We start from the raw sequence: 13,131 nt of genomic DNA, 5'->3' as shown, positions 1-13,131 counted from the left end.
TAGTATTATATAATAAATTTAAGTAATCAATTTATTTTTTATTGCTGACGAAATCTATACTAAATTTGAAAACATCCTATTTGAAACACTTTAACTTTCCAGCAAGTAAATTCTCTCCGCCTTGGATTTTAGCATGGGCTCTCGTCAAGAATAAGATGTTTTTTATATCTTCCTCATTGATTATTTCTCCCGGGAGACAAAGAGGAATACCCGGCGGATAAGGAATGATTTGTTCAGCACAGACCCTTCCTGCAGATTCTTGCAGTAGGACAAATTCAGTCTGTTGTAGCTCCATCTCTCTATAACTGATTTCTAACGTTGAAATACTTTTGTGAATAACCTTAGATTCTGGTTTGCTTTTTCCATCAGGCATAGTACTTACAACCTCAGCAATCTTTTCAGAAGCTTCCAGTAAACGATGCTTCATGCCATCCTTCAATAAAGGAAGAACGAGCAGCACATTATAAGGGTCTGCAAGCTCTGTGAAGATTCCTTTGGATTCAAGTTTTGATTGCAACTCGAAACCAGACCAGGCACCGCTTGATTGTATAGTAAATTTCAGAGGATCATCGTGTTGCAATACACGAATCTTGGTTAACTTTTGCAGCCTTTTTTTGAATTTCCCTATTTCCTCCTTGAGGTATGAAATATCGTCCTTGCTATAAGTACCCAGATACAGGCGTGCCAAATCAAGGGAAGCCATCAATGGATACGAAGGGCTGCTTGACTGCAGAGCCTGTAAATAGAATTTTAGCTTGCTGAGTGATATTCGATTCGTCTGAAAATGAAGGAAGGCTCCCATTGTCATCGCTGGCAATGTCTTATGCGCAGATTGTACGACTATATCGGCCCCAAGTTCAACAGCAGAAGCCGGAAAATAATCCCCTGCGATAAAATGGACTCCATGTGCCTCATCCACCAATACAGGAATGCCATGATCATGAGCCAAATCTATAATGGTTTTAAGGTCATATGTCAGTCCGTAATAATTAGGGTAGGTTAGGATCAGTGCCTTTGCATTCGGATACTGACTGATTGCTGATTTAACCCCTTCAATACTTAACCCTGCAGCTACTCCGTATTCTCCGTTGAATTCAGGACTAATGAATACAGGCTTAGCTTTTGCGAGTCTTATAGCATTCATGATGGATTTATGCGAATTGCGCTGGACAAGCACCACATCATCTTCATTAATCGCAGCGATAACCATCGCAAGATTCCCGACAGTTGATCCATTTATTAAAAAAAAACTTTTATCCGTTTTATATAAATCCCTAAGTAATTCTTCAGCTTCAAAAATAACTCCCCCTGGCGAATGAAGGTCATCCAATCCTGTTATTTCTGTCGCATCCAATTTTAAAATTTGATTAAAAAAGGCCTGTCCTTCTTCGGGAAAAAAAGCCCCATTTTTGTGCCCTGGTACATGAAACGATAGAGGGCTTCCGTTTATATGCCTAACCAATTGAGAGTACAAGGGTGTTTTGGATTGATCCATATTATCACCTATATATATAAATTCACACCTATCTATTCTAACACTGTTTTTTAGGAACAAAAAGCGCAAGCGGCTCGTTCAGCCCCGACAAGCGCTGGAGGGCCGACCGGTGAAGTCGTTCTTTGAGTTCATTGGGCGGATTGAAACCGAAAAGTATAGCCGACTGTCCAGAAACGCAGAAACTGGAGACTCCGGCAAAGAAGCGCTTTTTGCTTCTGCCGGCGGAGTTGAAGTTTCGGAGTTTCTAGGAGGCGAAACTAGACAATTCGAAAAGCGGAGGCGACTGCTCAACTCCGACAAGCGCTGGAGGGCCTGGCTGTGAAGTCGTTCTTTGACTTCATAGACAGGACCGAAGCGTCTCGAGGAGTTAGGAGCCGCAGCTGGACAAGCGACTCGAGGGGCTAGGCGCTGGAGCTGGATTAAGAAACCTACTTGCAGTCATTCACAACTAATCAATTTACAAACTCCTACAAAACAAAAAAAAATAAAAGCCCAAAATGAGCTTTTAACTGTAAATGCCAGGCTTCGTTACTTTCCTTAGCTTTTCTACGTAATATTTATATTTAGGATCACTCGTATCTGTCTTGATCATGATGCTCTCACAGTCTGTGCATATAAAAGAAGTATACAGGTGTATGCCAGCACTTTTCGTCTGTTCGCAAATCACACACGTTTCCCCAATTTGATTTTTAGCTAAAAGCGAACCCAAATTCTCCACCTCCGTACACCTATTGTTGCCAGGAGCGTTTTTTTGTATACAATTTTCCGAATAATATTTTAGAAAGTTTAGTTGTTTTATATTTTATGATTGACATTCGATTTCCTTGTATGTCTTATAACAATTTAGGTTGGTTTTATTATTTGATTAAGCTGTTCTGGAGGGGAAATAGTGGGACCCGCTCTAATAATCATAACAATATGGAAGCTTGAGGACGATTTTTGGAGGTCAGGACGATTTTTTATGAAAAATATTCTTCAGATGGACTGATCTGCACGTAAAAGAGGGGACTGAGAATGCTTCAACAATATCATACTTATGTTTTATTGGCGATTTTTTGATTTTATTGACCACATTTTGAATATATCGACCACATTCTCGGATATTCCGACCAACATGATAAAATCAGGGAACAGCGAGATCCCTGAAAAATAATTAACCACTACTTTTCCGATAAGCAAAAAAAGAACAGCCATTACAGCTGTTCTTTCGAGTGCCCGGCGGCGTCCTACTCTCACAGGGGGAAACCCCCAACTACCATCGGCGCTGAGAAGCTTAACTTCCGTGTTCGGTATGGGAACGGGTGTGACCTTCTCGCCATCGCCACCAGACTATTTAATTGAGGTTTTTTGCACCCTCAAAACTAGATAATTGTAAGAAGAAAACAAGAGAAACGAGTAATCTATTTGGTTAAGTCCTCGAACGATTAGTATCAGTCAGCTCCACACGTCACCGCGCTTCCACCTCTGACCTATCAACCTGATCATCTTTCAGGGTTCTTACTAGCTTGCGCTATGGGAAATCTCATCTTGAGGGGGGCTTCATGCTTAGATGCTTTCAGCACTTATCCCGTCCGCACATAGCTACCCAGCGATGCCTTTGGCAAGACAACTGGTACACCAGCGGTGCGTCCATCCCGGTCCTCTCGTACTAAGGACAGCTCCTCTCAAATTTCCTGCGCCCACGACGGATAGGGACCGAACTGTCTCACGACGTTCTGAACCCAGCTCGCGTACCGCTTTAATGGGCGAACAGCCCAACCCTTGGGACCGACTACAGCCCCAGGATGCGATGAGCCGACATCGAGGTGCCAAACCTCCCCGTCGATGTGGACTCTTGGGGGAGATAAGCCTGTTATCCCCGGGGTAGCTTTTATCCGTTGAGCGATGGCCCTTCCATGCGGAACCACCGGATCACTAAGCCCGACTTTCGTCCCTGCTCGACTTGTAGGTCTCGCAGTCAAGCTCCCTTGTGCCTTTACACTCTGCGAATGATTTCCAACCATTCTGAGGGAACCTTTGGGCGCCTCCGTTACTCTTTAGGAGGCGACCGCCCCAGTCAAACTGCCCACCTGACACTGTCTCCCGCCCCGATCAGGGGCGTGGGTTAGAATTTCAATACAGCCAGGGTAGTATCCCACCGACGCCTCCACCGAAGCTGGCGCTCCGGTTTCTCAGGCTCCTACCTATCCTGTACAAGCTGTACCAAAATTCAATATCAGGCTACAGTAAAGCTCCACGGGGTCTTTCCGTCCTGTCGCGGGTAACCTGCATCTTCACAGGTACTATAATTTCACCGAGTCTCTCGTTGAGACAGTGCCCAGATCGTTACGCCTTTCGTGCGGGTCGGAACTTACCCGACAAGGAATTTCGCTACCTTAGGACCGTTATAGTTACGGCCGCCGTTTACTGGGGCTTCGATTCAGAGCTTCGCGTGAGCTAACCCCTCCTCTTAACCTTCCAGCACCGGGCAGGCGTCAGCCCCTATACTTCGCCTTGCGGCTTCGCAGAGACCTGTGTTTTTGCTAAACAGTCGCCTGGGCCTATTCACTGCGGCTCATCTAGGCTATTCACCCAAATGAGCACCCCTTCTCCCGAAGTTACGGGGTCATTTTGCCGAGTTCCTTAACGAGAGTTCTCTCGCTCACCTTAGGATTCTCTCCTCGCCTACCTGTGTCGGTTTGCGGTACGGGCACCTTTTATCTCGCTAGAGGCTTTTCTTGGCAGTGTGGAATCAGGAACTTCGGTACTATATTTCCCTCGCTGTCACAGCTCAGCCTTCACGCAAGCGGGATTTGCCTCACTTGCAGCCTAACTGCTTAGACGCGCATATCCGACAGCGCGCTTACCCTATCCTACTGCGTCCCCCCATTGCTCAAACGATAAAGAGGTGGTACAGGAATATCAACCTGTTGTCCATCGCCTACGCCTTTCGGCCTCGGCTTAGGTCCCGACTAACCCTGAGAGGACGAGCCTTCCTCAGGAAACCTTAGGCATTCGGTGGATGGGATTCTCACCCATCTTTCGCTACTCATACCGGCATTCTCACTTCTAAGCGCTCCACCAGTCCTTACGGTCTGACTTCAACGCCCTTAGAACGCTCTCCTACCACTGACATCTAAGATGTCAATCCACAGCTTCGGTGATACGTTTAGCCCCGGTACATTTTCGGCGCAGAGTCACTCGACCAGTGAGCTATTACGCACTCTTTAAATGGTGGCTGCTTCTAAGCCAACATCCTGGTTGTCTAAGCAACTCCACATCCTTTTCCACTTAACGTATACTTTGGGACCTTAGCTGGTGGTCTGGGCTGTTTCCCTTTTGACTACGGATCTTATCACTCGCAGTCTGACTCCCACGGATAAGTCTTTGGCATTCGGAGTTTGTCTGAATTCGGTAACCCGATGAGGGCCCCTAGTCCAAACAGTGCTCTACCTCCAAGACTCTTACAACGTGAGGCTAGCCCTAAAGCTATTTCGGAGAGAACCAGCTATCTCCAAGTTCGATTGGAATTTCTCCGCTACCCACACCTCATCCCCGCACTTTTCAACGTGCGTGGGTTCGGGCCTCCAGTTGGTGTTACCCAACCTTCACCCTGGACATGGGTAGATCACCTGGTTTCGGGTCTACGACCACATACTCATTCGCCCTATTCAGACTCGCTTTCGCTGCGGCTCCGTCTTCTCAACTTAACCTTGCATGTAATCGTAACTCGCCGGTTCATTCTACAAAAGGCACGCCATCACCCATGAACGGGCTCTGACTACTTGTAGGCACACGGTTTCAGGATCTCTTTCACTCCCCTTCCGGGGTGCTTTTCACCTTTCCCTCACGGTACTGGTTCACTATCGGTCACTAGGGAGTATTTAGCCTTGGGAGATGGTCCTCCCAGCTTCCGACGGGATTTCTCGTGTCCCGCCGTACTCAGGATCCACTCAGGAGGGAACGAAGTTTCAACTACAGGGTTTTTACCTTCTCTGACGGGCCTTTCCAGACCACTTCATCTACCCCGTTCCTTTGTAACTCCATGTTGAGTGTCCTACAACCCCAAGAGGCAAGCCTCTTGGTTTGGGCTATGTCCCGTTTCGCTCGCCGCTACTCAGGGAATCGCGTTTGCTTTCTCTTCCTCCGGGTACTTAGATGTTTCAGTTCCCCGGGTCTGCCTTCAATACCCTATGTATTCAGGTAAAGATACTGTTCCATTACGAACAGTGGGTTTCCCCATTCGGAAATCTCCGGATCAAAGCTTACTTACAGCTCCCCGAAGCATATCGGTGTTAGTCCCGTCCTTCATCGGCTCCTAGTGCCAAGGCATCCACCGTGCGCCCTTTCTAACTTAACCTAAAAGGTCATTTCTCTATTGAATAGAGAGAAAAACTAAAATGGCGATCACTCGGTTTTTTCTTGGTTCTTCTTACTTACGATTATCTAGTTTTCAAGGAACAAAAACATGTGCCATAAAAGCGACATGGTGGAGCCTAGCGGGATCGAACCGCTGACCTCCTGCGTGCAAGGCAGGCGCTCTCCCAGCTGAGCTAAGGCCCCGTTATGAAAGATATATGGTGGGCCTAAGTGGACTCGAACCACCGACCTCACGCTTATCAGGCGTGCGCTCTAACCAGCTGAGCTATAGGCCCATATATCATATATAGAGGAATCGCTCCCTCAAAACTAAACAAACAAGCGGTCAACAGTACGAATCGAAAGATTCGCATTCCGATTGCCATTACGGCAATATCCTTAGAAAGGAGGTGATCCAGCCGCACCTTCCGATACGGCTACCTTGTTACGACTTCACCCCAATCATCTGTCCCACCTTAGGCGGCTGGCTCCAAAAGGTTACCCCACCGACTTCGGGTGTTACAAACTCTCGTGGTGTGACGGGCGGTGTGTACAAGGCCCGGGAACGTATTCACCGCGGCATGCTGATCCGCGATTACTAGCGATTCCGGCTTCATGCAGGCGAGTTGCAGCCTGCAATCCGAACTGAGAATGGATTTATGGGATTGGCTCGACCTCGCGGCTTCGCGACCCTTTGTTCCATCCATTGTAGCACGTGTGTAGCCCAGGTCATAAGGGGCATGATGATTTGACGTCATCCCCACCTTCCTCCGGTTTGTCACCGGCAGTCACCTTAGAGTGCCCAACTGAATGCTGGCAACTAAGATCAAGGGTTGCGCTCGTTGCGGGACTTAACCCAACATCTCACGACACGAGCTGACGACAACCATGCACCACCTGTCACTCTGTCCCCCGAAGGGGAACGCCCTATCTCTAGGGTTGTCAGAGGATGTCAAGACCTGGTAAGGTTCTTCGCGTTGCTTCGAATTAAACCACATGCTCCACCGCTTGTGCGGGCCCCCGTCAATTCCTTTGAGTTTCAGCCTTGCGGCCGTACTCCCCAGGCGGAGTGCTTAATGCGTTTGCTGCAGCACTAAAGGGCGGAAACCCTCTAACACTTAGCACTCATCGTTTACGGCGTGGACTACCAGGGTATCTAATCCTGTTCGCTCCCCACGCTTTCGCGCCTCAGCGTCAGTTACAGACCAGAGAGCCGCCTTCGCCACTGGTGTTCCTCCACATCTCTACGCATTTCACCGCTACACGTGGAATTCCGCTCTCCTCTTCTGCACTCAAGTTCCCCAGTTTCCAATGACCCTCCCCGGTTGAGCCGGGGGCTTTCACATCAGACTTAAGGAACCGCCTGCGCGCGCTTTACGCCCAATAATTCCGGACAACGCTTGCCACCTACGTATTACCGCGGCTGCTGGCACGTAGTTAGCCGTGGCTTTCTGGTCAGGTACCGTCAAGGTACCGGCAGTTACTCCGATACTTGTTCTTCCCTGACAACAGAACTTTACGACCCGAAGGCCTTCATCGTTCACGCGGCGTTGCTCCGTCAGACTTTCGTCCATTGCGGAAGATTCCCTACTGCTGCCTCCCGTAGGAGTCTGGGCCGTGTCTCAGTCCCAGTGTGGCCGATCACCCTCTCAGGTCGGCTACGCATCGTTGCCTTGGTGAGCCGTTACCTCACCAACTAGCTAATGCGCCGCGGGCCCATCTGTAAGTGACAGCCGAAACCGTCTTTCAGCTTTCCCTCATGTGAGGGAAAGGATTATCCGGTATTAGCTCCGGTTTCCCGAAGTTATCCCAGTCTTACAGGCAGGTTGCCCACGTGTTACTCACCCGTCCGCCGCTGATCTTCAAAAGCAAGCTAATGAAGATCCGCTCGACTTGCATGTATTAGGCACGCCGCCAGCGTTCGTCCTGAGCCAGGATCAAACTCTCCAAGAAAGAGTTATGAGTTAGCTCATAAAGTTAAAACGTTGGCTCATGTTCTTCTATAATAGAAGTCATGATAATTTATTGTTTGTTGACGCTTGTTTGTTTAGTTTTCAAAGAGCAATTTTAAAGTGTCACCCGTGGGCGACTTAAATAATATATCATGCTGTCGATATTACGTCAACACTTTTTTAAAAAGTTATTTACGGCTGCTCAACAGCAACGTTTAATATAATAACAACTTCTGATTACTTGGTCAATAGTTTTTCGCAAAATAGAAAAGATTAAGCGCCTTATTCAGTCCCGACATGCTCTGGAGCTGGACAATTCTCGAAGTGAATTTTTTACTCTTATCCTGAAAAATAAAACGCCGCTTCAAAAGCGGCGTTCCTTCTTTATATAATCCAAGTCTGAATAGCTACCAACGCAAACACACCAGGTATTCCTAATAGACCTGAGACTGCTGCGGTCGCAATATTGATCGGCACATAAATGCCGAAACTAGTTCCGAAAGCGTTAAGAAAAAATAAAAAGATGGCTCCAATTAAGATCTTCACTGCATTCTGGCCAATAAAACGGAGCGGTTTTGTCGGTGCACCTATAATGAGCAGCAAAAAGATCAATCCACCAAGGACCGATATGACAACTATAGGATCCATACTCTTCCCCCTTACTTCAATGTCTTGTACATTTTTATGTACAAGTTATCAAAATAAGACCTTATCGTATGGAAAAAACTCACTTCGTCTTGATGGTGATTTTCCTGTGCTTTGCTTCTTTAAAAAGAAAGAAGTACTTGGCCTCGGCAATTTTCGCTTCAGTGATAAACTCTTCGGATGGATCGAAGCTTCTTTCAACCAGTAGCTTTTGATTGTTCCAGTTCCTCTTCATGCTGTCCAGCTGTTCCAATAGTTTATGGTCGAATTCTTTTCTAAGCCATTTCTTTTTACGAAATAACATGACTCTCCTCCAGTAGAGTTTCTTCTTATATATGGAGTTAAACTTCCCTGCGCCCTTCTAGTGCTTTAGAAAGCGTGACTTCATCCGCATATTCAAGATCTCCGCCGACCGGCAGTCCGTGCGCGATCCTTGTAATCTTGATCCCTGATGGCTTCAGCAACCTTGAGATATACATAGCAGTTGCTTCCCCTTCAATGTTCGGGTTTGTTGCTAGTATAACTTCCTGGACTGTTTCATCCTGAAGCCTCTTTAATAGGTCGGGAATATTGATATCTTCTGGTCCTATTCCATCCATTGGTGAGATTGCACCATGGAGTACATGATAGAGACCATTGAATTCCTTCATCTTTTCCATCGCAATAACATCCTTTGGATCCTGTACAACGCAGACCACACTGCGATCGCGGCGCTGGTCCTCACATATATAGCAAGGATCCTGGTCAGTTATATGGCCGCAGACAGAGCAATAAGTCAGGTTGCGCTTAGCGTTGACCAATGCCTTAGCGAAATCCAAAACAGTTTCTTCCTTCATGCTTAATACGAAAAAAGCCAGACGAGCGGCCGTTTTCGGGCCGATACCTGGCAATTTCATAAAGCTGTCAATCAGCTTTGATATTGGTTCAGGATAATGCATTCTGTTATATTCCTCCTAGAACATTCCCCCAGGAAGGTTCATCCCTTTTGTGAATTGTCCCATTGTTTTACTTGAAAGTTCTTCTGCTTTTTTCAATGCATCGTTCGTTGCAGCAAGCACTAGGTCCTGCAGCATTTCGACATCATCAGGATCCACAACTTCCGGTTTGATCTGGACGTCAACAATTTCCTTATGACCTGTCACGATGACTGTTACCATGCCGCCGCCAGCTGTACCTTCAATTTTCTCTTCTCCTAATTGGACCTGAGCTTCTTCCATTTTCTTTTGCATTTTCTGCATTTGCTTCATCATGTTTTGCATATTACCCATTCCACGCATCATATTAACGTCCTCCAATACTAGTCTTGTATTTGTATTAATTCATCGCCAAATAATTTTTTAGCTTCAGCAATCAGCGGGTCTTCGGCTGCATTAGCTTCGCCTTCCGTTGCTCCATCGCCTCTCTGGCTGATAAAGTTTTCCCTTATTTTAAGCCACTGATCTTCCGGCACACCAATTACCTGCATCCTTTTACCGGTGTAATCATTCATCGCACCGCTGACAGTTTCAGTGAATCTGGTATTTTCCATTGCCATCTGACAGTGAATCTCATATTTGAATTTTATCACGACTGCCTCATCAGATGCAGCCACTGGTTCCGCTTCATTCAATAATGCAGCCTGTGAACGCATTTGGTTCGCGGCAAGCATTTCGAGCAAGTCTCCCCAACGTCCCTTGATTGTATGGAGATTTGTCTTGGTAGCACTTTTCAGGACCTCATTTATCTTTCCTGCCGGCGCCTGGAAGCCTTTACGATTTGGACGTGGCGCTTTTTTAGCAGCGGCAGCCGGTTCACTTGCCGCCATCCCAGGGTTTTGCTGGAACTGTTCCAATTTTTCCTCGAGCTGCTCGATCCTTCTCAGCAACGGTTCAACCTGAACATTACTGGACGGATTTTGATTTTCCAGCTGGCATAGCTTGACGATCGCTACTTCAAGGAAGATACGGGGATGGTTTGTCCAACGCATTTCTTGCTGTGCCTTATTCAAGACCTCTATTAATTCATAGATCTGAGCTGGCTCGACCTGATTGGCAAGCTCCTGGAAATCCTCGTCCAGCATTACTCGCTCCATAGATTCCTCGAGCGCAGGGGCTGCCTTGTACAGAAGCATATCACGGTAGAAGAATATCAGATCCTCTATGAATCTTGCTGGATCCTTCCCTTGTAAAAGCAGTTCTTCCAAAGCTTCCAGCCCAGCTGCAGCATTTCGTTCCTGAATCGCCCTGGCCAGCTGGTTCAGGAAATTCTGCGATACGGTACCTGTTACCGTGAGTGCATCTTCAATTGTCACTGTATCCTGGCTGAATGAAATCGCCTGATCAAGCAGACTTAAGGCATCACGCATTCCGCCTTCTGCAGCCCTGGAAATGATCTGCAGGGCTTTGTCATCGCAACCCACTCCAGATTCCTCAACAATTTGCTTCATCCTGCCAACGATTGCCTGAGCTGTGATCCTCTTAAAATCAAATCGCTGGCATCTTGAAATGATTGTGAGTGGAATCTTATGGGGCTCAGTCGTAGCGAGGATAAAGATAACATGCTTTGGAGGCTCTTCAAGGGTTTTCAGCAAGGCGTTGAACGCTCCGATGGAAAGCATATGCACTTCGTCAATGATATATACTTTATACTTCACGACGCTTGGCGCATATTTTACCTTATCACGGATATCCCTGATTTCCTCGACGCCGTTATTTGAAGCAGCATCGATTTCAATGACATCAGGTATTGACCCATCAGTGATTCCACGGCAAGCATCGCATTCATTGCAAGGCTCGGCCGTTGGAGCTTTTTCGCAGTTTACCGCTTTCGCCAAAATCTTCGCAGCACTCGTTTTCCCAGTCCCCCTGGGTCCGGAGAAAAGATAGGCATGTGATATTTTTTGTTGAAGCAGAGCGTTTTGCAGTGTCGTTGTGACATGTTCCTGCCCGACCACATCAATGAACTGTTGTGGACGCCAGACACGATATAAAGCTTGGTAGGCCAATGACACCGCTCCCTTCCTTTTATTATCTTATCTATTATAACGTAAATAACTTTCAATTTCACTTTTACCAAAGGAAGTTTTTAAGCTTTTTAAAACGACAAAAAACTCATCTCCGTTAAAGAGATGAGTTGAATGTATCATATTTAACTGCCGCGCACCTTCCGTCGACTGAATACCATAAGCGTTACTTAAGCAGTTGGCTCGGCCCAGGCAACCCTGCGGCACATGGGAGCGTCCACTTAATGCTGCTTCCTTCCGGACCTGACATGGTTCATGGATTCCCATTGCGCAGGACCCGGGCGTCAACACCACTTACTTAAGGCAGACCCTACAGTAAAACAGCCTCAGGAAGGGATTCATCCCCGCTAGAGCGGATTGCGGGTACAGGGCACCGCTACCTCCCCGACTAGCACGGCAAAATTGAAACCTTATTTAGGTGTGTCTCAAGGACACATACATAGTATACTAACTCACGAACCAAAAAGCAATGCTTATCCCCTGTCAATTCCTGTATGTTGTTCCAGTTCCTCTTTTGCCTGCTTCTTTTTCAGCTTCTTTTTCTCCCGCAGATTCCTGAAAAAGTCGGATAGCAGTGCTCCGCATTCTGCTTCCAGCACGCCTGTCACCACTTCACTTTGATGATTGAAGCGCTCATCCTGGAGTATATTCATGAAGGTCCCTGCACAACCGCCCTTCGGATCCTTTGCTCCGTAGACCACTTTTTCGACCCGGGACAGCATGATTGCGCCTGCACACATCGGACAGGGTTCGAGGGTCACATATAATACAGCATCCTCCAGTCGCCATGTGCCTAGCTTCTGGCACGCCTTATCGATCGCCAAAACTTCTGCATGGGCTATGGAGCTTTGCTTTGTTTCGCGGAGATTATGGGCGCGTGCAATAATCTCACCATCCAGCACAATGACAGCACCAATCGGCACCTCATCCATCTGCCCAGCTTTTTTCGCCTCTTCAATCGCCTCAAGCATAAATCGTTCATCCTGGGTAAGTTGAGATTCCATCTTTCCCTCCGCTAAAAATAATAATAGTTATTTCCAATTGGTTTAATAATCCCCCACCGGTAAAAAATATATAGGAAAGGGAGAGGATTATTCATGCCAAAGACTGCTCTATTGATCATTGATATGATCAATGATTTTAATTTTGATGCAGGTGAAGAGCTAGCAAAAAACACAAAAGAAATCATTGATCCTATTTTAACATTAAAAAAGTCCTTTAATGAAAGGGAGATGCCCGTCATTTATATTAATGACCATTATAATCTATGGCAGGCCGATTTTGAAAAAATCATGGATCATTGCTCAAATGAAACGAGCAGTGAAATCATCAAAAAAATCGCTCCTGAAAAGAACCAGGATTATTTTCTAATCAAACCAAAGCATTCTGCTTTTTACGGTACGGCTCTTCATACCCTGCTCCAGCAGTTGAAAGTGGATACTTTGATTCTATCCGGAATCGCAGGGAATATTTGTGTTCTTTTCACCGCAAATGATGCGTATATGCGAGAATACAACCTGATCATCCCTGAGGACTTCATTGCCTCCAATGATGACGAAGATAATCAATACGCGCTGACAATGATGAAAAATGTCCTGTCTGCAAAAACAAGACCATCCAGGGAGCTTGATTTATAACATACTGTTTTTTCTTCCTTCATACAATGGTTGTAGCGCTAAAAATGCCAGGGAGGGAAGAAG

Annotated in this window: 10 protein-coding genes, 2 tRNA genes, 3 rRNA genes and 1 other RNA gene; 2 read left to right on the top strand and 14 right to left on the bottom strand. The window is 46.6% G+C overall.

All coding sequences use genetic code 11. The features are described 5' to 3' along the window. Positions 1-76: 76 nt before the first annotated feature. Entirely contained in the window at positions 77-1,495 is a 1,419-nt protein-coding gene (locus CD004_RS22405) for an aminotransferase class I/II-fold pyridoxal phosphate-dependent enzyme (protein WP_102264777.1), read from the bottom strand. Positions 1,496-1,604: 109 nt separating this feature from the next. Here CD004_RS22405 and CD004_RS22400 point away from each other — a divergent pair, with 109 nt between their 5' ends. Beyond that, complete coding sequence (locus CD004_RS22400; protein ID WP_102264776.1) at positions 1,605-1,817, top strand: hypothetical protein; 213 nt, start codon at positions 1,605-1,607, stop codon at positions 1,815-1,817. 183 nt (positions 1,818-2,000) lie between these two features. On the opposite strand, the gene CD004_RS22395 is transcribed toward CD004_RS22400, so the two are convergent. The 13 genes from CD004_RS22395 to tadA all read right to left on the bottom strand — a co-directional run bounded on the left by CD004_RS22395 (position 2,001) and on the right by tadA (position 12,435). After that, positions 2,001-2,204, bottom strand: a complete 204-nt coding sequence (locus CD004_RS22395; RefSeq protein ID WP_102264775.1) for a sigma factor G inhibitor Gin — start codon at positions 2,202-2,204, stop codon at positions 2,001-2,003. Positions 2,205-2,708: 504 nt separating this feature from the next. Further along, positions 2,709-2,824 (bottom strand): 5S ribosomal RNA (rrf, locus tag CD004_RS22390). Positions 2,825-2,899: 75 nt separating this feature from the next. Beyond that, positions 2,900-5,834: ribosomal RNA gene (locus CD004_RS22385) — 23S ribosomal RNA — on the bottom strand. Positions 5,835-5,961: 127 nt separating this feature from the next. Next, a tRNA-Ala gene (locus tag CD004_RS22380) sits at positions 5,962-6,037 on the bottom strand. 15 nt (positions 6,038-6,052) lie between these two features. Further along, positions 6,053-6,129, bottom strand: a tRNA-Ile gene (locus CD004_RS22375). 107 nt (positions 6,130-6,236) lie between these two features. Then, positions 6,237-7,786, bottom strand: a 16S ribosomal RNA gene (locus CD004_RS22370). The 16S, 23S and 5S rRNA genes sit together here with 2 tRNA genes alongside, the layout of an rRNA operon. Positions 7,787-8,169: 383 nt before the next feature. Continuing rightward, entirely contained in the window at positions 8,170-8,433 is a 264-nt protein-coding gene (locus tag CD004_RS22365; RefSeq protein ID WP_102264774.1) for a pro-sigmaK processing inhibitor BofA family protein, read from the bottom strand. A 79-nt stretch (positions 8,434-8,512) separates the two neighbouring features. Then, positions 8,513-8,734, bottom strand: coding sequence for a YaaL family protein (locus tag CD004_RS22360; protein ID WP_102264773.1), 222 nt, complete (start codon positions 8,732-8,734; stop codon positions 8,513-8,515). Positions 8,735-8,771: 37 nt separating this feature from the next. After that, positions 8,772-9,368, bottom strand: a complete 597-nt coding sequence (gene recR, locus CD004_RS22355) for a recombination mediator RecR (RefSeq protein ID WP_041968096.1) — start codon at positions 9,366-9,368, stop codon at positions 8,772-8,774. 15 nt (positions 9,369-9,383) lie between these two features. After that, on the bottom strand, positions 9,384-9,710 hold the full coding sequence (locus CD004_RS22350) for a YbaB/EbfC family nucleoid-associated protein (RefSeq protein ID WP_023613345.1): 327 nt from the start codon (positions 9,708-9,710) through the stop codon (positions 9,384-9,386). A 17-nt stretch (positions 9,711-9,727) separates the two neighbouring features. Then, positions 9,728-11,413 (bottom strand): DNA polymerase III subunit gamma/tau, encoded by a 1,686-nt coding sequence (gene dnaX / locus CD004_RS22345; protein ID WP_102264772.1) that lies wholly within the window; start codon positions 11,411-11,413, stop codon positions 9,728-9,730. A 150-nt stretch (positions 11,414-11,563) separates the two neighbouring features. Further along, positions 11,564-11,828: signal recognition particle sRNA large type (gene ffs, locus CD004_RS22340), an RNA gene on the bottom strand. Between the two features lie 76 nt (positions 11,829-11,904). Next, positions 11,905-12,435: a tRNA adenosine(34) deaminase TadA gene (gene tadA, locus CD004_RS22335; RefSeq protein ID WP_102264771.1), complete on the bottom strand. Its 531-nt coding sequence runs from the start codon at positions 12,433-12,435 to the stop codon at positions 11,905-11,907. Positions 12,436-12,528: 93 nt separating this feature from the next. Here tadA and CD004_RS22330 point away from each other — a divergent pair, with 93 nt between their 5' ends. Next, positions 12,529-13,068, top strand: coding sequence for a cysteine hydrolase family protein (locus CD004_RS22330; RefSeq protein ID WP_102264770.1), 540 nt, complete (start codon positions 12,529-12,531; stop codon positions 13,066-13,068). Positions 13,069-13,131: the final 63 nt, after the last annotated feature.

This window comes from Mesobacillus jeotgali (assembly GCF_002874535.1).
GTDB classification, from domain to species: domain Bacteria; phylum Bacillota; class Bacilli; order Bacillales; family Cytobacillaceae; genus Mesobacillus; species Mesobacillus jeotgali.
This window is presented reverse-complemented; position numbering and strand designations above follow the sequence as displayed.

Bases quoted from the DNA above. Each gene is read 5' to 3' on its own strand.
- CD004_RS22330 (WP_102264770.1), top strand. From the start codon at position 12,529: ATGCCAAAGACTGCTCTATTGATCATTGATATGATCAATGATTTTAAT.
- CD004_RS22360 (WP_102264773.1), bottom strand. From the start codon at position 8,734: ATGTTATTTCGTAAAAAGAAATGGCTTAGAAAAGAATTCGACCATAAA.
- recR (WP_041968096.1), bottom strand. From the start codon at position 9,368: ATGCATTATCCTGAACCAATATCAAAGCTGATTGACAGCTTTATGAAA.
- CD004_RS22405 (WP_102264777.1), bottom strand. From the start codon at position 1,495: ATGGATCAATCCAAAACACCCTTGTACTCTCAATTGGTTAGGCATATA.
- CD004_RS22365 (WP_102264774.1), bottom strand. From the start codon at position 8,433: ATGGATCCTATAGTTGTCATATCGGTCCTTGGTGGATTGATCTTTTTG.
- tadA (WP_102264771.1), bottom strand. From the start codon at position 12,435: ATGGAATCTCAACTTACCCAGGATGAACGATTTATGCTTGAGGCGATT.
- CD004_RS22350 (WP_023613345.1), bottom strand. From the start codon at position 9,710: ATGATGCGTGGAATGGGTAATATGCAAAACATGATGAAGCAAATGCAG.